Source organism: Catellatospora paridis (assembly GCF_009720365.1).
Classification (GTDB): domain Bacteria; phylum Actinomycetota; class Actinomycetes; order Mycobacteriales; family Micromonosporaceae; genus Catellatospora; species Catellatospora paridis.
The window spans coordinates 111560-130159 of the sequence record NZ_ML769318.1; the positions used below are offsets into that span (position 1 = coordinate 111560).

The window sequence follows — 18600 nt, forward strand, 5'->3', positions numbered from 1 at the left end:
GTCCCTAACTATTTTCCTCCGGCTGGCTCAGCCGGTTTCGTTACGCTCTGGCTGTGACTATGGATCCGCTGGCACCGCTGTTGAAACTGGCCGACGTCGAATCTGCGGTGAATGGCGCACGCGCTGCGGTGGACGGCGCGTACCGGCATCGCGCGCTGCGACGCCAAGGCGGCATGGTGGCCGCGGAGATCAGCCTGCGCTGTGCGGTGGCCAGCGCCGCGCTGGAGGGCCACCGGTACGAACTGAGCGACGTGCGCGGCGGCACGGTGCTGGACGCGGTGCTGCAGGGGGCACTGCGGGTCGCCGAGGCGCTGCCCGGCCTGCACCGGCAATGGCAGCACGCGCCCCGCCAGGTGCTGGCGAAACTGCACCTGCTGGCCGGCACCGGCGTGCTGCCCGCCGACTCGCTCGGCCGGCCCGCTCCGGACAGCGCGGCCCGGCTGGACACCCTGCTGGAGATCGTGTCCGCCGAGGCGGGCAACCCGCTGATCCGCGCGGCCGTGGTGCACGGGGAACTGCTGGCGGCACAGCCGTTCCCCGGCGTGAACGGGATCGTGGCCCGCGCCGCCGCCCGGCTCACCCTGGTCGGCAGCGGCTTCGACCCGCGCGGGCTGGTCGCGGTGGAACTGGCTCAGCTGGCCCGGGAACCCGAGTACATCGGCGCCGCCGGCGCGTTCGCGACCGGCACCCCGGACGGCCTGCGTTCCTGGTTGCGCCACTACGCCACGGCGGTCGAGCAGGGCTGTGCCGAGGTCGCCGTCGTCGGTGACGCCGTGCTGGCCTCGGTCGGCTGAGACATATGGATGGCGCCGCACGTTCGCGGCGCCATCGCGCACGTCCCGCCGGGTTACCAGGCGTGCACCTGCGGACAACCGCCCACGGTGGACCCGAGGGTCACACCGGAACTTTGCCTTCACGACGGCTAGATCGCGCGTGGGTGCCCGGAGGCCGTGCCCGAAAGCCGGCTTCTGCCAGCTACTTCCAGCTGCAGAATGCTTTCGTAACCACTTTTCTACGCCCGTTTGAAGGTGATGGCCAGACTTCGGGCGGAATGTGTGACAGGTGGGGCTGTTGTGGCGTCCAAATCACCCGTCAGAGGACAGATGCCGCAGCGCGAGCACGCTTGCGGCGCCCGTACCACGCGATGCCGATGGCGACGCCGACCCCAATGCCGAGCGCGGCCGCGACCGGAACGGCCGGTCGGTTGCGCAGGCGCCGGCCCAGCGGGATCGGGTGCCGGAACTCCAGGACCGGCCAGCGCCGCTCGTTGGCCTCACGGCGCAACGCCTTGTCGGGGTTGACGGCACTGGGGTGCCCGACGGCGGCGAGCAGCGGGATGTCGGAGATGGAGTCCGAGTAGGCGTAGCACTCGGCGAGGTCGTATCCGCGCTCGGCGGCGAGTTTGCGCACTGCCTCGACCTTGGCCGGGCCCGCGGCGTAGAACTCGATCTCACCGGTGTACTGGCCTTCGGCGACCTTCATCCGGGTGGCGATGACGTCGGTGACGCCGAGTTGCGCGCCGATGGGCTGCACCATCTCCTCGCCTGACGCCGACACCAGCACGATGTCGCGCCCGGCCGCCTGGTGCTCCTCGATGAGGGTCGCCGCCTCGGCGTAGATGAACGGGTCGATCAGCTCGTGCAGGGTTTCGTTGACGATCTGGCGGACCTGGTCCACCCGCCAGCCCTTGACCAGCTCCGCCATGTAGTCGCGGGTGCGCACCATGGCCTGGTCGTCGGCCCCGCCACGCTTGAACATGAACTGGGCGAACGCCGTCTTAACGACGTCACGTTTAGTGATCAGGCCGTCACGATAGAACGGTCTGCCGAATGCCAGCGCGCTCGAAGTCGCGATGACGGTCTTGTCCAGGTCGAAAAACGCGGCGCTACGGCCCACGGTCGCAAAGTGTAGCCGGGCCGCCGTCCCGGCGGTGGCCGCCCGTGGGTCGGATACCGGCAGACGCGCGCACCGCGGCGCGCGGGAACGCCCGCAATACACGGTAACTGAGCGACGACTCAGTGATTGCGCAGCGTAGGATCTTGGGTTGGTCTACGGCGTGTCGTGGCGTGTCGGCCCCGATCCCTCTCGACGGCGTGCCGTCAAGTCAGGCATGCTTTCGCCAACAGCCCTCAGCGGGTGCCACCCCCCCCGCAGCCGCTGAGCGGGCTCCGGCTCACCATCCCCCCTGAGAGCCGGACCCCAAGACGACCCCCGTCTCCCCGGACGGGGGTCGTCGTCATCTGAACGCGCCCGCCCTGCGCCATAACAGATCCACACGGTGGTCGGCGTACTGTCCACAAGCGCCTGTCCGTCCACAGGCGCGGCCCGCCGGCGCTGTCCGGTCGGCCCGGTCACGGCGCACAGTGCCCGGCATGAGCCGTTCGCCCGCCGCCCCACCCGCGTCCACCCGAGTCCTGCTGGTGACCGCCGACGCCGACCTGCTCGACGACCTGCTGCGCCTGGGATCCGCCGCGGGCGCCGAGGTCGAGGTCGCCCACGACCTGCCCGCGGCGCGCCCGCGCTACGGGCCCGCGCCGCTCGTGCTGATCGGCGGCGACATGGTGCCCGGCTGCGTACGGGCCAGATTGCCGCACCGGGCCGGCGTCGTCGTGGTCTGCCGCGACAGCGCCGACACGCGGCCCTGGGACTACGCCCAACCGCTCGGGGCCGAGCACGTCGCACTGCTGCCCGCAGCCGAATCCTGGCTGGTCGAGCGCCTCGCCGGGATCGGCCGCGCGCCGGTCCGGGGAGCCGGACGGGTGCTGGCGGTGCTCGGCGGCCGGGGTGGCGCCGGCGCCAGCGTGCTCGCCGCCGGCCTCGCCGTCACCGCCTGCCGCACCCGGCTGCGCACCCTGCTCGTCGACGCGGACCCCCTCGGCGGTGGCGCGGACCTGCTGCTCGGCTGGGAGGAGATGCGCGGGCTGCGCTGGCCGCAACTCGCCCGGGCCAGTGGCCCCGTCGACCCGGCGGCGTTCGTCGACGCGCTGCCGAGCCGCGGCGACCTGGTGGTGCTGTCCTGCGCCCGCGACGTACCCGACGAGGAGACCCCGAGCTCACCGGAGCTGCCACCCGACGCGATGGCCGCCGCGCTCGACGCCGGACGGCGCGGTCGCGACCTCATCGTCGTCGACCTGCCCCGCCGCCTCGACGACGCGGCGGCCGTGGTGCTGCAGGCCGCCGACCGGGTGCTGCTCGTCGTGCCCGCCGAGTTGCGCGCGGCCGCCGCGGCCGCACGGGTGGTCGACGTCGTCTCTGCATACCGGCGGGAACTGTCCGTGGTCGTCCGGGGCCCGGCGCCGGGCCGGCTCAGCCCCGAGGAGCTGGCCCGCGCACTGGGCCTGCCATTGGCCGGGGTGCTCGCCCCGGAACCGCGCCTGGCCACCGCACTCGAACGCGGCCAGGCACCTGGCAGCGCGCCCCGCGGCCCGCTGGCGACCCTGTGTGGCCGCCTCATCAGCGAGGTCATGGCATGAGCGCGGCGCACCGGATGGCGACGCCACGGCAAGGGCGGGCCCAGCGGGCAGCAGGTTCGGGCGCACCAACCGGGCGGCCGGGTCCGCGCGCCCGCGCCGAGCGCGCCGAGGAGAAGGCATGAGCGTGCCGGGGGAGCTGGTCGGGGCCGGGCCGCTGGGCGCGCTGCTGGCGCTGCCCGAGGTCACCGACGTCCTGGTCAACGGGGTGCAGGTGTGGACCGACCGGGGATCCGGGCTGGTCCGCGAACCGTTCACGATGCCGTCGGCGGAGGCGGTGCGGCGGCTGGCGCAACGCCTCGCGGCCGCGTGCGGGCGGCGGCTCGACGACGGGCAGCCGTTCGTGGACGCACGGCTGGCGGACGGCACCCGCCTGCATGCGGTGCTGCCACCGGTGGCGACGGCGGGGCCGTACCTGTCGCTGCGTACGTTCCGGCAGCGGCCGATGGCGCTGGCCGAGCTGGCCGAGCCGGAGGTCGTCGCGCTGCTGTCGGCGATCGTCGCGGCCCGGCTGACCTTCCTCGTCTCCGGCGGCACCGGATCCGGCAAGACCACCCTGCTCGGCGCGATGCTCGCCGCGGTGCCCGGCCGCGAACGCATCGTGCTGGTGGAGGACTCGGCCGAGCTGCGTCCGGCGCACCCGCACGTGGTAGCACTGCAGGCCCGTACCTCCAACGTGGAGGGCGCGGGCGTGGTCGGGCTCTCCGAGCTGGTCCGGCAGGCACTGCGGATGCGCCCGGACCGCCTGGTGGTGGGTGAGTGCCGTGGCGCGGAGGTGGTGGATCTGCTGGCGGCGCTCAACACCGGGCACGAGGGCAGTGCCGGAACGTTGCACGCCAATACGCCCGCGGACGTGCCCGCGCGGCTGGAGGCGCTCGGTCTGCTCGGCGGGCTGCCCCGTCCCGCGCTGCACGCACAGGTCGCCGCGGCGATCCGGGTGCTGCTGCACCTGCGGCGCACATCGTCGGGCCGGGTGCTCGACGAGGTCTGCCTGCTCACCGCGGACGGACCGGAACACCTGGTGGCGGCACGACCGGTGTGGCGGCGGTCCGGCGGCGTGCTGCCCGCGGCTGGCGAACTCGTGGCCCTGCTGCGCGCCCGCGACGTCACCCCACCGACCTGGCTGGAGGCGCGATGAGGACGACCGCTGGGACCACCGGCTCGACCACGTCCGGATTCCGCGCGGCCACCGGGTCCGGCGGGGCGAACGCTGTTGCCGGGTCCGGCGGGGCGCGGACGTCTCGCCGGGGCCTGGTCGAGGGTCGCCTGCAGGGCCTTGTGGGCACTGCGCTCGCGCCCGCCGCGCGGCGTCGTCTCGCGCGGGCCACCGGTGGACGGCGGCCCGGTGAACCCGGGCCGAGCACAGGGTCGCGCTTCGGCGGGCGGGCGGCCGGTCAACGCCGACCCGGCCCGCTGACCGCCGATACCTGGTCGCCGCGCCTGACCTGGGCCGTCGCGGTGGTCACCGGCGCAGGCGCTTGGCTGCTGCTCGGTTCGCCGGTGGGCGGGCTGATCGCGGCCGGATACACCCTGCTCGGACTGCGGATGTGGCGTGAGCAGCGCACCGCACGACGCGACTCCGGGCACCGGGAACGGGCCCTCGACCTGCTCGCCGCCTGTGCAGCCGAGCTGCGCGCCGGTGGCGTGGGCACGGTGCTGCTGCTGCCCGACGACGAGCTGGACCGGTCGGTGCACGCCGCGCAGCGGCTCGCCGCGAGCACCGGGGCACCCCTGGCCGACCTGCTGGAACGGCTGGAGGAGCAGTGCCGTGCCGCGGACCGGGCCGACGCGACGGCACACGCGCAGGCGGCCGGCGCGCAACTGACCGCGGTGCTGCTCGCCGCGCTGCCGGTCGGCGGCATCGGGCTCGGTCACCTGATCGGCGTCGACGCGCTGCGGATCCTGCTGCACACGCCGACCGGAGTGGCCTGTGCCTGCGGAGCCGCCGTGCTCCAGGCGGCGGGCCTCGCGTGGACCCGGCGGTTGCAGCGGCCGGGTGCCCGTTCCGCCGCGGCCCGGGCCGTCGGGCGGTTCGCGGCCCGGCGGCGGTTGCGCCGGTTGCCGCTGCGGCGGACCGCGCCGCCGCCGCGCGGGGGTACGCCGTGGCTGTTCGGCGTGGTCGCGGGCGGTGCGGTGGGCGTGCTGCTGCCGTCGATGACCGGTGCGCTGCTGGGCGTGGCGGTCGCGGCGGTGACCGTGCGGGTGCTGCGGCGGATGGAACCCGCGGCGGTTCGCCTCGAACGGGAGCAGGCACTCGCCGACCTGGCGTGGGCCGTCGACCTGATCGGCACCGCACTGCGGGCCGGAGCTCCGCTCGACCACGCGGTGCTGAGTGTGGGCGCGGCGCTGGACGGGCCACTGGGCACCCGGCTGCAGCGGATCGGACGTTCGCTGCGCCTGGGCGCGACCGCCGCCGAAGCCTGGTCGCACCTGGCCGATCTGCCACCCGCCGGCCGGCTGACGGCGGCCGTGGAACGCAGCTCCGCCAACGGATCCGCGCTGGCCGGAGCGCTGCACCGCTGCGCTGACGACCTGCGCGCGGACGCCGCCGTACGCCGCCAGGCCGGTGCGCAGCGCGCCGGTGTCCTGATCGTCCTCCCGCTCGGGCTGTGCTTCCTGCCCGCCTTCGTGCTCGCCGGCCTGGTGCCGGTGGTCCTCGCCGTGCTCGGCGAGGTGCTGTGACCAACCCTGAAAGGAGATCGTCATGCCCCGACAGAGGTCCCTGCGAGCGGAGGGCCCGCTCGCGGCCGCCGCGGCTCGCACCTCCATCCGCCCGCCGGTGCCTGTACCGGCCCTGCTGCGCGACGTCGACGCGGACGCCGCCGCAATCCTCGCCGAAACCGTGGGCTCGGCCGACACGGAGCCGAGCCGCCGCACTGCCCGCCCCGAGGACGCTGCGGCGGCGCGTCCGGCCGGACCGCCGGACGCCGGGATGAACACCGCCGAGTACGCGGTCGGCACGCTGGCGGCGGTCGCGTTCGCGGGCCTGCTGCTCAAGGTGCTGACCAGCGACAGCGTGCAGGCGGCGCTGGCCGGTGTGATCCAACGGGCGCTCGGGTGAGCCGAAGGGATCGGGGTAGCGCGACCGCCGAGCTGGCGGTTGCGCTACCCGCCGTGGTGCTGCTGCTGGTCACCGGCATCGGCGCGGTCGCCGCCGTGACCGTGAAGCTGGGGTGTGTCGCCGCCGCCCGCGACGCCGCGCTCACCGCCGCCCGCGGCGGTGCCGCGCCGGGTGGGGCCAGCGTGAACGTCACCGGGGATACCGTCACCGCGACGGTGCGGCGCTCGATCCGGGTGACTGAGCTGACCTGCACCGCGACCGCCGCCCGGGAACCGGGTGCGCCATGAGCTCGCTGTATGCGCTCGGCGTGGGACTGGTCTTCGTGGCCGCGGGCACCGTGGTGGCCGCCGACGGCGCACAGTTGATCGCCCGTGAGCAGGCGCAGACCGCCGCCGACCTCGGTGCGCTCGCGGGTGCGGCGCATGCGATCGACGGGGCTGATGCGGCCTGCGGCCGGGCCGCCGTGATCGCCGCCGCCAACGCCGCGACCGTCTCCGCCTGCCACCTCGACGGCCTCGACCTGACCCTCTCCGTCCAGGTGGTGACCGCTGCCGGCGCCGCCGAAGCCACCGCCGTCGCCGGCCCGATCCGGGAGTCGCCGTGACCGGCCCGTGCGTCCCGCGGCCACCCCCGGCGGGCCGGGCTGCCCTCAGGTCGTGTGGGGTGGGAGGTGGGTGAGGATGGTGTCGAGGACGGTTACGGCGCCGGGTTTGTCTAGGGGGTTGTTGCCGTTGCCGCACTTGGGGGACTGGACGCAGCTGGGGCAGCCGCGTTCGCAGGCGCATTCGGCGACCGCGGTGCGGGTCGCGCCGAGCCATTCGGCCGCCATGCCGTAGGCGCGTTCGGCGAAACCGGCTCCGCCGGGGTGGCCGTCGTACACGAAGATGGTCGGCGCGTCGGTGTCGGCGTGCCGGGCGGTGGACAGGCCGCCGATGTCCCACCGGTCGCAGCTCGCGACCAGCGGCAGCAGCCCGATCGCGGCGTGCTCGGCGGCGTGCAGCGAGCCGGGCAGGTCCTCGAGCCCGGCGACGGCGGACTCCTCGATGGTGGCCCAGACCGCGACCGTGCGCAGGGTGCGGGTGGGCAGGTCGAGGGGCCAGGTGCCGAGCACCTCGCCGCTGTCCATGCGGCGGCGCTGGAACGACACGACCTGGCTGGTCACTTCGACCTCGCCGAGGAACAGCCGGACCGGCCCGGCGTCCACCTGGGAGCGCACCTCCAGCACGGTGAGGTCGATGGTGTCGCGGGCGTGCGTGGAGTACGGCGGGTTGTCGGCCTCGACCAGGGCCACCCCGTCGGCGAGGTCGAGGGTCTGCACGACGTAGACGCGGCCCTGGTGGGTGTAGACGGCGCCGGGGTGCAGGTGGTGGTGGGCGGCGCCGGCGTCGGCGGTGCCGATGAGGCGTCCGGTGGCGGCTTCGATGACGGCGATCGGCGGGCCGCCGGTGCCGCGCAGGTCGATCTCGGGGCGCTGCGGGTGGGTCCAGTACCAGCCGGTGGGGCGGCGGCGCAGCGCGCCCGCGGCGACGAGCTCGTCGAGCAGGGCGAGGTCCGCGCCGAACAGGGGCAGGTCGGCCTCGGTGAGCGGCTGCTCGGCGGCGGCGGTGCACAGGTGCGGGGCGAGCACGTACGGGTTGGCGGGGTCGAACACGGTGGCCTCGACGGCCTTGCCGAACAGCGCCTGTGGGTGGTGCACCAGGTAGGTGTCGAGCGGGTCGTCGCGGGCGACGAGCACGCAGAGCCCGTCGCGTCCGGCCCGGCCCGCCCGGCCCGCGCGCTGCCAGACTGCGGCGCGGGTGCCGGGGTAGCCGGCCAGCAGCACCGCGTCCAGGCCGGTGACGTCGATGCCCAGCTCCAGGGCGTTGGTCGTGGCCAGGCCGGTGAGGGTGCCGTCGGTGAGCTGCTGTTCCAGGGTGCGCCGTTCCTCACGCAGGTAGCCGGCCCGGTAGGCGGCGACCTGGCGGCCGAGGCCGGGCTGCGCCTCCTCCAGCGCGGCGCGCGCGTGCCCGGCCACCACCTCGGCGCCGCGGCGGGAGGGCACGAAGGCGAGGGTGCGTACGCCCTGCACGACCGCGTCGGCGAGCAGGTCGGCGGTCTCACGCAGCGCGGAGCGGCGGACCGGGGCGGCGTCGCCGTTGCCGTCCTTGCCGGGCAGCTCGGGCGGCTCCCAGAGGGCGAAGGTCATCGAGCCGCGCGGTGCGGCGTCCTCGGTGACGGCCCGCACGGGGCGGCCGATGAGCTTGCCCGCGCTGCCCGCCGGGTCGCCGGAGGTCGCGGAGGCCAGCAGGAACACCGGCCCGCCGCCGGGCCGTTCGGTGAGGCGGCGCAGGCGGCGCAGGATGTGGGCGACGTGGGCCCCGAAGACGCCGCGGTAGCTGTGGCTCTCGTCGACGATCACGTAGCGCAGGTTGCGCAGCACACCGGACCACCGCTGATGGCCCGGCAGCAGGCTGTGGTGCAGCAGGTCGGGGTTGGTGAGGATGACGTTGGCGTGCTGGCGGATCCAGTCTCGCTCCTCGCGCGGGGTGTCGCCGTCACAGACCGCGGCGCGCAGGCCGGGCAGGTTCAGGCCGGTCAGCGCGCGGTGCTGGTCGGCGGCGAGTGCCTTGGTCGGCGCGAGGTAGAGGACCCGGGCCCGGGGCCGGGTGAGCACCGCGGACAGCGCGGGCAGCTGGTAGGCCAGCGACTTGCCGGAGCCGGTGCCGGTGGAGATGACCACGTCCGTGCCGCCCCAGGCCAGCTCGGCGGCCTCGACCTGGTGCTCCCACGGGGCGGTGATGCCGCCCGCGTGCAGCGCCCCGAGCAGTTCGGCGGGGACCCAGTCCGGCCACGCGGCGGCGCGCCCGGCCCGCGCGGGCAGCAGCTCGACGTGCGTGACCTGGTCACGTTTGAGCCAGTACGGCAGCAGGTCCACCCCAGCACTCTGCCACCGCGGGCCACGCCGCGGCCAGCCGCCGGTGCCCGCCCGACGGCGACCCGGGCCGTGACCTCGGCGCGAGGACGCCACCTGCGGTTTCTCCGAATGGCCCGCCGAGGTGCCGGTCGGGGCGGTACCTTGCCCGAAACCGCACGCCGTCCGGTGGCCGTCCGCGGTCCGTGTGAGTGCGCGTTAAGGGCAAAGGGCGCGTAGCCCGGAAACCAGACCAGTGGTTAGATGCATGGGGATCGGGCGCACGGAGAGATTCCGGGCAGTGACCGGACGTCGTAGAGGAGGTGCCGATGGAGCTGTCGCTGGCAACGCGTGTCGTCGCCGCGCACACCGTGCTCGAAGTCGGCGGCGAGGTGGACGTCTACACCGCTCCGAAGCTGCGTGAACGCATCACCGAGCTGCTGGACAGCGGGGTGACCGCGGTGGTGGTCGATCTCGCCCGGGTCGACTTCATGGACTCGACCGGGCTCGGCGTGCTGGTCGGCGGGCTGCGCAGGGCGCGGGCCGCGGGAGCCACCTTCGGTGTGGTGTGTTCGCGGGAGTCGCTGCTGAAGATCTTCCGCATCACCGCGCTGGACCAGGTGCTACCGCTGTACCCGTCCGTCGACGCGGCCACCGCGAGTTGACCAGCGCGGACATGGCGACCGTCCGGCTCGAATTCACTCCAGAACCCGCGCACGTGCGAACGGCGCGGCTCGTCGGCGTGGCCGTCGCCCGGCGTGCCGGGGTGCCCGACGACCAGCTGGACGAGGTGCGCCTGGCGATCGGCGAGGCGTGCGCGCGGGCCGTGGCCCGGCACCAGCGGGTGGGCCTGCGCGACGTGGTCGCGGTCGCGTTCACCGACGGCGACCGGTATGTCGTGCAGGTGTGGGACCACGCCGGCGACGAGGAGCAGATCACCGACGAGGAGCAGATCACCGTCGACGTGAGCGCCAGCCTGTTGCAGGCGATCGTGAAGGATCTGCAGGTTCGACCGCTGGAAGGCGGCCCCGGCACCGAGGTGCAGATGGCCTGGCCGGTTCGGCGCGCCTCGCGTCTTGGGCGCTGATTCACTCACCTGCGGGCATAGAGTCGCTGAGCGTACCCCACAACCTGGGAGCGGCGCAGCAACGAAGATCACCGCGACACGGCAGGTGGCGGGTGTGACCCCGGCCACGTGTCCGGTTTACAGTTCACGGGTTGTTTCCAGGCCGTAACCGACGTCACTCGTGGCCGACGGCGCGGCTGCCTCACAAGTAGATCGTGATCTTTGGGAGGACAAAGATGTCCGGGTCCACTCTCGTCGCTCCTGACGGCGAGCTGGCCCTTACCGGCGCAAACGTTTCGTACGTGGTCGTCGCGGCTGTGATCGCACTGGTGGCGCTGGGTTTTGCCGCCGTGCTGGTCAGGGCCGTGCTTGCAACCGGTAAGGGCACCGAAAAGATGCAGGAGATTGCCGGGGCCGTCCAGGAGGGCGCGTCGGCATACCTGTTCCGCCAGTTCAAAACGCTCGGCATCTTCGTGGTGCTCGCGGTCATCCTGCTCTTCCTGCTGCCGGTCCACGGCGACGGTGACAACGACACCGCGCTGAAGATCGGCCGTTCCGCATTCTTCGTGGTGGGCGCGCTGTTCAGCGCCTTCATCGGCGGCGCCGGCATGGCGCTGGCGACCCGGGCCAACGTGCGGGTGGCCGCGGCGGCCCGCGAGGCCGAGGGTGGCCGTGAGGCCGCCATGGCGATCGCCTTCCGCACCGGTGGTGTGGTCGGCTTCCTGACGGTGGGCCTGGGCCTGTTCGGCGCGGCGCTGGTGGTGTGGATCTACGGGATCGACGCCGCGACCGTGCTGGAGGGCTTCGGCTTCGGCGCCGCGCTGCTCGCGATGTTCATGCGGGTCGGCGGCGGCATCTTCACCAAGGCCGCCGACGTCGGCGCGGACCTGGTCGGCAAGGTCGAGCAGGGCATTCCCGAGGACGACCCGCGCAACGCGGCGACCATCGCCGACAACGTGGGCGACAACGTCGGCGACTGCGCCGGCATGGCCGCCGACCTGTTCGAGTCGTACGCGGTGACCCTGGTCGCGGCCCTGATCCTGGGCCGGGCCGCGTTCGGCGTGGACGGCCTGGTCTTCCCGCTGATCGTCTCCACCATCGGCGTGCTGATCGCGATCGTCGGCGTGTTCCTGACCCGCCTGCGCAAGTCCGACAAGAACGGCCTGCAGGCGATCAACCGCGCCTTCTACATCTCCGCCGCGCTGTCCGCGGTCGTGGTGGCCGGCGCTTCGCTGTACTACCTGCCGAAGACCTTCGGCGAGCTCGGCAAGCCCGAGATCAGCGGCAACCCGCAGATCGTCGCCATCGGCGCGGTCGTCATCGGTATCGTGCTGGCCGCCGCCATCCAGGCGCTGACCGGCTACTTCACCGAGACCGGGCGGCGTCCGGTGCAGGACATCGGCAAGTCGTCGGAGACCGGCGCGGCGACCGTGGTGCTCGCGGGCATCAGCGTCGGCCTGGAGTCGGCCGTCTACTCGGCGCTGCTCATCGGCGCGGCGGTGTACGGCGCGTTCCTGCTGGGCGGCGGCACGCTGGTCGTGTCGCTGTTCGCCATCGCGCTGGCCGGCTGCGGCCTGCTGACCACCGTCGGCGTCATCGTGGCCATGGACACCTTCGGCCCGATCTCCGACAACGCGCAGGGCATCGCGGAGATGTCCGGCGACATCGACGAGCAGGGCTCGCGCACGCTGACCGAGCTCGACGCGGTCGGCAACACCACCAAGGCGATCACCAAGGGCATCGCGATCGCGACGGCCGTGCTGGCCGCGACCGCGCTGTTCGGGTCGTACACCGACACCCTGGGCGTCTCGCTGGCCGAGGCGGGTGAGACCGCGGAGGGCTTCGTCAACAACATGCTCAACGTGGCGAACCCGGCCAACCTGGTCGGCCTGCTGATCGGCGTGTCGGTCGTCTTCCTGTTCTCGGGTCTGGCCATCAACGCGGTGTCGCGTTCGGCCGGCGCGGTGGTGCACGAGGTGCGCCGCCAGTTCCGCGAGCTGCCGGGCATCATGGACGGCACGCAGCGGCCCGAGTACGGCAAGGTCGTCGACATCTGCACCCGCGACGCCCAGCGGGAGCTGATGACCCCGGGTCTGCTCGCGGTCCTCGCCCCGATCGCCGTCGGCTTCGGCCTCGGCGCGGGCGCGCTGGCGGCGTACCTGGCCGGCGCCATCGGCGCGGGCACCCTGATGGCGGTGTTCCTGGCCAACTCCGGTGGCGCCTGGGACAACGCGAAGAAGATGGTCGAGGACGGCGCGCACGGCGGCAAGGGCTCGTCGTCGCACGAGGCGACCATCATCGGCGACACGGTCGGCGACCCGTTCAAGGACACCGCCGGTCCGGCCATCAACCCGCTGCTCAAGGTCATGAACCTGGTGTCGCTGCTGATCGCCCCCGCCGTGGTGGCGCTCTGGTACGGCAGCACCGAGAATGCCACCGCCCGCAACCTGATCGCGATCGGCGCGACTCTGGTGATCGTGGTGGCCGTGGTCATCAGCAAGCGGAAGCCGATCACCGTCGGCGGCGACGACGAGGGAAAAGCTGACGCTGCGCCGACGCAGCGCGAGAAGGTCAACGCCTGACGCACCGCACCTCCGCGGCGCCCTCCCCACCCGGGGAGGGCGCCGCTCCCTTTTGCGCCTCGTCCAGCCCGCCCCCGGACCCGCCGCGCGGCGGCGACCCGGCGCGCAGGCCCGGAGCTGCCCCGTTTGCCCGTGTCGCGGCGTACATCCACGCAAGATCGCCGCGGCTGCGGTAGGCGGCGCTAGGCTGCACATCATGCGTAGGCCCCGCGCTGGTTTCTTGCCGCTGCTGTTCGTGGTGGTGGCGGTGTCGGGTGGGTGCGTGGCGGACGGGCCACCGCCGAGGGTGTGGGCTGCTTCGGTGTGCGGGGCGCTCAATCCGTGGCGGGAGGAGATCGCCACGTTGACGACGCGGGCGCAGCAGCAGACGCCCACCTCGACCACGCCCCAGCAGGCCAAGGAGAACCTGGTCCGCATGCTGGAGGGGGCCAGGGACGCCAGCGAGAAGGCCCGCGGCCGCATCGTCGACGCCGGGGTGCCCGAGGTGGACGGCGGGGACGCCATCGCCGAAGGGGTGACCGAGTCGCTGGCGAAGGTGCGTGACGCCTACGGCCGGGCCGGCGAGGCGTTGCGGGGGCTGTCCACCGACGACGCGGCCGCCTTCTACACCGGCGTCAGCACGGTCATGACGACCCTGCAGCAGGAGTACGACGCCAGCGCGCTGGACACCGGCGAGCTGCGCTCCACCGAGCTGCAGCAGGCTTTCGGCGAGGTGCCGGAGTGTCTCTGAACCGCCAGCTCGCCATGTTCTCCGCCGAGTCGGCCCGCCCCTCGGCGTACGACCTCGCGGGCCTGCTCATCGGGCCGGGCCAGGTGACCCGGATGGGCGGCACGGCACGGGTGTCGGTGGTGGTCGACGCGGCCTGGCGGGTGCACGCGCTGGCCGCCGAGTTCACCGCGCGCGGGCTGGAGACGAGCTGGGAGCCGGCCGCGATCGACGGCCACTTCGGGGTGCGCACCGCCTACACCGGGATGCTGGCGCCGCTGGCCGAAGCGTGGCTGCGGGGCTCCGGCAAGCGCCCGCCCGCCGGATTCGCGCTCGACGGCGCGCGGCTGCGGCTGTGGTTCGCGGCGGCGGGCTCGGTCGATCCGGAGGGCGACGGCGCGGTGCTGCGGCTGGGCGGCAACGACGAGCACTGCGCGGCCCCAGCGCTGCGCGCCTTCACCGCGCTGGCCTGCATGGCCGAGTTGGGACGGGGGCCGGTGCTGCGGATCGCCGGGCGGCGCCGGGTGGCCCGCCTTCGTGAGCTGGTCGGTGAGCGCCCGGCCATGGCCCCGCTGGGCGCGTGGCCCGGCGACCAGCCGGTCGGCGAGGAGAGCGGCGACGAGCCGAACCCCGCGGACCAGGAGCAGGCGCGTCCGGTGCGGACGGTCCGGTCACCGCGGATGCGCCCGGCCGCCGTGGCTCCGGGCCAGCTCGACACCGGCCAGGTCCTGCCGGAGCTGGCCGCGCCGATCGCCGACGGGCCGGGCCGGGGCGAGCCCGTCACGGGCGAGCATGACCGAAGCGAGCCGGGTCAGGCCGCGATCGAGCGGGTGCCGGATCAGACCGCGGCGGCTGCGCTCGGGACGGGCAGCGAGCTCACCGGGCCGTAGCGGGCCGTCGGCGCGCCGGTGACGTGCGCCCAGTACCGGTCGCCGTAGGACCAGTGCCACCACTCGGTCGGGTAGTTCACCATGCCGACCGAGGTCAGCGCGTCGCACAGGTAGCGGCGGTTGCGGGCGGCCTCGGCGGAGACGTTCTCCGAGTCGGTGTGGCAGGCCTCGCTGTCGGTGTCGTTGACCTGCGTGCCCATCCACAGCTCGCTGCCGTCGGTGGTGCACAGCGTCAGGTCCACCGCGGCGCCCGCGACGTGCGGGGCGACCTCGGGCGGGGAGATGTACCGGCTGGCCCGGCGGTGGTACCAGGCGTCGTCGTGGCCGGGCTGGATGCCCCGCAGCCGCTGCTTGTGCGATTCGAAGTACTCCTGCTGCAGCGTGAGCGGGCGGTAGCACTCGACGATCAGCAGCCGCATCCCCGCGGGCAGCAGTGTCTGGGCGGTGACCAGCCGGTCCACCACACTCAGGCGGACGTGGGCGAAGGCCCCGTCGCCGTCGGCCAGGCGTGGATCGATCCGCAGCGCGCCGACGCCACGCAGATCGACCAGGCACTCGTCGCACTCGGCCACCGGCGTCTCCACGACCGCCGTGTCCGACAGGAGCACCATCTCCGCCATGACATCCCTCCCCGCGCAGGCCCGTCCCCCGCTGCGCCCGAGGGGCCCCCCACCTGCCCGGTCGCGAAACAAACGCCGGGACGGGTGGCTCGCCCCGTGCCGAGCCACCCGTACCTCCGACGGGAGTGACACTCGCAGGTGGCGCTGGAACTTTTCTGTAATAGACGGCGGTCGTGCCCGGCCGTGGCCGGGTCAGCGGTCGCCGTCGAGTTCGCGGATCTCGCGGGCGCCGTGGTCGTGGAACACCCGCCGGGCACTCGCCCGCGCCGTCTGCGCGCCGGCCGTGTCGCCGCGGGCCGCCAGCAGCCGGGACCGGTCCAGGTGCAGGCGGGCCTGCCAGACCGGCACGTCCATGGACTGCCAGATGTCGTGCGCGGCGTCGAAGCAGGCCTCGGCGAGGTCGAGCCGGTGCGCGGCGAGATGGAGCTGCCCCAGCACGCGCAGCGTCGCGCCCTGGCCCCAGCGGTCGCCCATGGTGTGGCTGACCGACAGTGCCCACTCCAGCCGGGGCAGCGCCTCGCCGTGGTGGCCCTGGCGCATGCGCGCCTTGGCCAGCGCGCGCACCGCGTACGCCTCCATCAGCTCGTCGCCGAGTTCGTGGAAGATCTCGGCGGACTCGGCGCAGCGCCTTTCGGCGGCGGCCCACTCGTCCCTGGCCCGGTGGTAGAGACCGAGCGTGCGAAGAGTGTGCCCCTCGCCGAGCCGGCTGCCGGCCCGCCGGTACGCGGCCAGCGACTCGGTCAGGTCGGCCAGCGCCCCGGTGTAGTCGCCCAGCTCCAGCCGCACCGAACCCGCGATGCGGCGGGAGTAGCCGATGCCGATGTCGTCGCGGGCGTCGTGCAGCAGCGCCGCGGCCTGGTCGAGGAAGTGCACGCCCTCGGCGAACCGGCCCGGCTCGCGGCAGGCGATGCCCAGCCCGGCGAGCGCGGTGGCCTGCCCGGGGACGTCGTTCAGCTCGCGGAACAGGCTCAGCGCGGCCCGGAACTGCCGCCGTGCCTCGGTGTAGTGGTCCTGGTCGTAGCGCAGCTGGCCCAGCTCGGTGAGGATCACCGCCTCGTCGTGCGGCTTGCCCGCGCGGCGGGCCGCGGTCAGCGCCGCCTCGATCACCCGGGTGCGCGCAGCGAACCGGTTGGCGCCCATGAACGCCGACGCGTTGCGGGCCGAGGCGAACTCGAAGACCAGGTCGTACAGGCCGAGCGCGAGCGCCCGCTCCACCCCGGAGGCCAGCGCGGACTGCTCCGCCTCGAACCAGTCCCAGGGGTCGGCGATGACGAGCGCGGTCAGCTCCTCCGACACGTCGTGCGGGCTGAACGGCCGCCGCCACCGGATCTCGGCCGGCGGCGAGTCGACCGCGGCGCGGTGGATCAGGGCCAGCCAGCCGCGCAGCGCCCGGGCCACCGCGGCGGCGAGGTCCTCCGCGGGCTCCTCCAGCGCGGCGCACTCGCGGGCGTAGAGCCGGATCAGGTCGTGCAGGCGGTAGCGCAGCCCGCCCATCCGGTCCACCCCGACGAACTCCACCAACTGCGCGTCGACCAGCTGCTCGACGAGTTCCTCGGCCGCGTCCGGCGAGGTCTCGACGAGCCAGGACACCACCCAGGGCGAGAAGTCGGGCACGCCGAACCAGCCCAGCCGGCGCAGGGTGGTGCGGCCGTCGGGGTCCAGCGCCCGGTAGCTCAGCTCGATGCTGCTGCGTACGCCGACGTCGCCCGCCGACAGGTGGTTGAGCCGGCGGCTCTCGTCGGCGAGCCGATCGGCCAGCGGCTTGAGCGGCAGCGCCCGCCGCCCGGCCAGCCGCGCGCTGACGATGCGCAGCGCCAGCGGCAGGTTGCCGCAGTACTCGACGATCCGCCGGGCCGCGTCGACGTCCTCGTCGACCCGCTCCTCCCCGGCGAGCCGTCGCAGCAGCAGCAGCGCCTCGTCGGGCTCCAGCACGCGCAGGTCGGTCAGCGTGGTGCCGGAGAGCCCGGCCAGGCGGTCGCGGCTGGTGATCACGACGGCGTTGCCGGCCCGGCCCGGCAGCAGCGGCCGCACCTGCTGCTCGGACGCGGCGTCATCGAGCACGACCAGCATGCGGCGCTGCGCGAGCAGCGTGCGGTAGAGGTCGGCCCGCTCGCCGAGGCCCTCCGGCAGCTGGGCCTGCTCGACGCCGAGCGCGCGCAGGAACCGGGACAGCACCTCGCCCGGCTCGGCCGGGGCGTCGCTCATGCCGCGCAGCTCCGCGTAGAGCTGCCCGTCCGGGAAGTGCTCGGCCAGCCGGTGCGCCACCGCGGTGGCCAGGGTGGACTTGCCGGTGCCGCCCGGGCCGGCGATGACCTGCACGGCCGGGGCGCCGCCCGCGGGCAGCAGGGCCTGCGCCAGCGCCTCGATCTCGGCGGCGCGGCCGGTGAAGTCGGCCGGCACCGGCGGCAGCTGGGCCGGCACCGGGTGCACCGTGCCGGGTCCGGCCAGCTCCAGCGAGTGCGAGGCGACGGCCAGCTGCTCGGTCTCGCCGCGCAGGATCGCGTGGTGCAGCGCGTTGAGCTCGGGGCCGGGCTCCACGCCCAGCTCGCCGATGAGCACGTCGCGGCCCTCGCGATAGCAGGCCAGCGCTTCGGCCTGGCGGCCCAGCCGGTACAGCACCGTCATCAGCTGCCCGCGCAGCCGCTCGTTGGTCGGCTGGCGTCCCACCAGGACGGTCAGCTCGGCGACCAGGTCGCCCCACTGGCCGGAGGCGATCTCCGCGGCGATGCGCTCCTCGACGGCCGCGGCGCGCAGCTCGTCCAGGCGGGACGCCTGCACGGCGAGCTCGGTCGCGTCCAGGCCGGACAGCGCGGGACCCTGCCAGAGGGTGTCCGCCCGGCGCAGCAGGTCCGCCGCGGCGGGCTGGTCGCCGGCGGCAGCCGCGGCCCGTCCGGACGCCAGCAGGCGGGTGAACTCCTCGACGTCGAGCATCTGCGGGTCGATCCGGATGACGTAGCCAGGCGCGGCGGTGGCGATGAGGTCACCGGCGCCGTACCTGGCGAACGTGCGGCGCAGCGTGGAGACGTAGGTCTGGATCAGCGCGCGGGCGGTGTCCGGCGGGTCCTCACCCCAGAGGACGTCCACCAGCCGGTTCGCCGAGACGACCCGGCCGTGTTCCAACAGCAGGGTCGCGAGCAGCGCCTTCGGTTTCGTGCCGCCGAGCGGCACGGCCTCGCCTGCGGCGTGCGCCGAGACGGGCCCGAGCAGCCGGAATTCCACCTCGCCACTCCTCCGCCGCGCAACTAGATCGTTCCAGCGTACGGCCGGACCGTGGCCGAGGACCACTGGCCGTTGCCGCATCGCAGGTCAGAGGTT

At 74.1% G+C, this 18600-nt stretch carries 16 protein-coding genes; 12 read left to right on the forward strand and 4 right to left on the reverse strand.

Annotated elements, in window-relative coordinates:
• Positions 1-53 precede the first annotated feature (53 nt).
• Positions 54-794: a Fic family protein gene (locus F9C41_RS20160; protein ID WP_155388393.1), complete on the forward strand. Its 741-nt coding sequence runs from the start codon at positions 54-56 to the stop codon at positions 792-794.
• A 298-nt stretch (positions 795-1092) separates the two neighbouring features.
• On the opposite strand, the gene F9C41_RS20165 is transcribed toward F9C41_RS20160, so the two are convergent.
• On the reverse strand, positions 1093-1896 hold the full coding sequence (locus F9C41_RS20165; protein WP_155388394.1) for an HAD family hydrolase: 804 nt from the start codon (positions 1894-1896) through the stop codon (positions 1093-1095).
• A 476-nt stretch (positions 1897-2372) separates the two neighbouring features.
• Here F9C41_RS20165 and ssd point away from each other — a divergent pair, with 476 nt between their 5' ends.
• The 6 genes from ssd to F9C41_RS20200 all read left to right on the forward strand — a co-directional run bounded on the left by ssd (position 2373) and on the right by F9C41_RS20200 (position 7135).
• On the forward strand, positions 2373-3473 hold the full coding sequence (gene ssd / locus F9C41_RS20170) for a septum site-determining protein Ssd (protein WP_155388395.1): 1101 nt from the start codon (positions 2373-2375) through the stop codon (positions 3471-3473).
• Positions 3406-4608: a TadA family conjugal transfer-associated ATPase gene (locus F9C41_RS20175; protein WP_407924716.1), complete on the forward strand. Its 1203-nt coding sequence runs from the start codon at positions 3406-3408 to the stop codon at positions 4606-4608. Before ssd ends, F9C41_RS20175 begins: the two co-directional genes overlap by 68 nt.
• Positions 4605-6152, forward strand: a complete 1548-nt coding sequence (locus F9C41_RS42185) for a type II secretion system F family protein (RefSeq protein ID WP_407924712.1) — start codon at positions 4605-4607, stop codon at positions 6150-6152. The genes F9C41_RS20175 and F9C41_RS42185 overlap by 4 nt, the downstream gene beginning before the upstream one ends.
• A gap of 250 nt (positions 6153-6402) precedes the next feature.
• On the forward strand, positions 6403-6531 hold the full coding sequence (locus F9C41_RS20190; protein ID WP_120321631.1) for a DUF4244 domain-containing protein: 129 nt from the start codon (positions 6403-6405) through the stop codon (positions 6529-6531).
• Positions 6528-6818, forward strand: a complete 291-nt coding sequence (locus F9C41_RS20195; protein ID WP_155388397.1) for a hypothetical protein — start codon at positions 6528-6530, stop codon at positions 6816-6818. Before F9C41_RS20190 ends, F9C41_RS20195 begins: the two co-directional genes overlap by 4 nt.
• Positions 6815-7135, forward strand: coding sequence for an Rv3654c family TadE-like protein (locus F9C41_RS20200; RefSeq protein ID WP_155388398.1), 321 nt, complete (start codon positions 6815-6817; stop codon positions 7133-7135). The genes F9C41_RS20195 and F9C41_RS20200 overlap by 4 nt, the downstream gene beginning before the upstream one ends.
• 45 nt (positions 7136-7180) lie before the next feature.
• On the opposite strand, the gene F9C41_RS20205 is transcribed toward F9C41_RS20200, so the two are convergent.
• Positions 7181-9445, reverse strand: a complete 2265-nt coding sequence (locus F9C41_RS20205; RefSeq protein ID WP_230689782.1) for a DEAD/DEAH box helicase — start codon at positions 9443-9445, stop codon at positions 7181-7183.
• Between the two features lie 305 nt (positions 9446-9750).
• On the opposite strand from F9C41_RS20205, the gene F9C41_RS20210 reads away from it, so the two are divergent.
• The 5 genes from F9C41_RS20210 (at position 9751) to F9C41_RS41400 (ending at position 14665) form a co-directional block, all read left to right on the forward strand.
• Entirely contained in the window at positions 9751-10086 is a 336-nt protein-coding gene (locus F9C41_RS20210; RefSeq protein WP_155388400.1) for an STAS domain-containing protein, read from the forward strand.
• A gap of 11 nt (positions 10087-10097) precedes the next feature.
• Complete coding sequence (locus F9C41_RS20215) at positions 10098-10508, forward strand: ATP-binding protein (RefSeq protein ID WP_155388401.1); 411 nt, start codon at positions 10098-10100, stop codon at positions 10506-10508.
• Between the two features lie 215 nt (positions 10509-10723).
• A complete protein-coding gene (locus F9C41_RS20220) occupies positions 10724-13069 on the forward strand; it encodes a sodium-translocating pyrophosphatase (protein ID WP_155388402.1) in 2346 nt (781 codons plus the stop codon).
• A gap of 196 nt (positions 13070-13265) precedes the next feature.
• Positions 13266-13799: a hypothetical protein gene (locus F9C41_RS20225; RefSeq protein ID WP_155388403.1), complete on the forward strand. Its 534-nt coding sequence runs from the start codon at positions 13266-13268 to the stop codon at positions 13797-13799.
• Positions 13790-14665 carry a hypothetical protein gene (locus F9C41_RS41400; protein WP_230689783.1) on the forward strand — a complete coding sequence of 292 codons (876 nt, stop codon included), beginning with the start codon at positions 13790-13792 and terminating at the stop codon, positions 14663-14665. The genes F9C41_RS20225 and F9C41_RS41400 overlap by 10 nt, the downstream gene beginning before the upstream one ends.
• Here F9C41_RS41400 and F9C41_RS20235 read toward each other — a convergent pair.
• Together F9C41_RS20235 and F9C41_RS20240 are read right to left on the reverse strand one after the other, a co-directional pair.
• Complete coding sequence (locus F9C41_RS20235; RefSeq protein ID WP_155388404.1) at positions 14614-15285, reverse strand: M15 family metallopeptidase; 672 nt, start codon at positions 15283-15285, stop codon at positions 14614-14616. The two genes, F9C41_RS41400 and F9C41_RS20235, sit on opposite strands and share 52 nt — an antisense overlap.
• A gap of 192 nt (positions 15286-15477) precedes the next feature.
• Entirely contained in the window at positions 15478-18504 is a 3027-nt protein-coding gene (locus tag F9C41_RS20240) for an AfsR/SARP family transcriptional regulator (protein ID WP_230689785.1), read from the reverse strand.
• Positions 18505-18600: the final 96 nt, after the last annotated feature.

Excerpts from the sequence above, each read along its gene's own strand:
- F9C41_RS20210 (WP_155388400.1), top strand. The coding sequence starts at position 9,751 with ATGGAGCTGTCGCTGGCAACGCGTGTCGTCGCCGCGCACACCGTGCTC.
- F9C41_RS20235 (WP_155388404.1), bottom strand. The coding sequence starts at position 15,285 with ATGGCGGAGATGGTGCTCCTGTCGGACACGGCGGTCGTGGAGACGCCG.
- F9C41_RS20200 (WP_155388398.1), top strand. The coding sequence starts at position 6,815 with ATGAGCTCGCTGTATGCGCTCGGCGTGGGACTGGTCTTCGTGGCCGCG.
- F9C41_RS42185 (WP_407924712.1), top strand. The coding sequence starts at position 4,605 with ATGAGGACGACCGCTGGGACCACCGGCTCGACCACGTCCGGATTCCGC.
- F9C41_RS20190 (WP_120321631.1), top strand. The coding sequence starts at position 6,403 with ATGAACACCGCCGAGTACGCGGTCGGCACGCTGGCGGCGGTCGCGTTC.
- F9C41_RS20215 (WP_155388401.1), top strand. The coding sequence starts at position 10,098 with ATGGCGACCGTCCGGCTCGAATTCACTCCAGAACCCGCGCACGTGCGA.
- F9C41_RS20220 (WP_155388402.1), top strand. The coding sequence starts at position 10,724 with ATGTCCGGGTCCACTCTCGTCGCTCCTGACGGCGAGCTGGCCCTTACC.
- ssd (WP_155388395.1), top strand. The coding sequence starts at position 2,373 with ATGAGCCGTTCGCCCGCCGCCCCACCCGCGTCCACCCGAGTCCTGCTG.
- F9C41_RS20225 (WP_155388403.1), top strand. The coding sequence starts at position 13,266 with ATGCGTAGGCCCCGCGCTGGTTTCTTGCCGCTGCTGTTCGTGGTGGTG.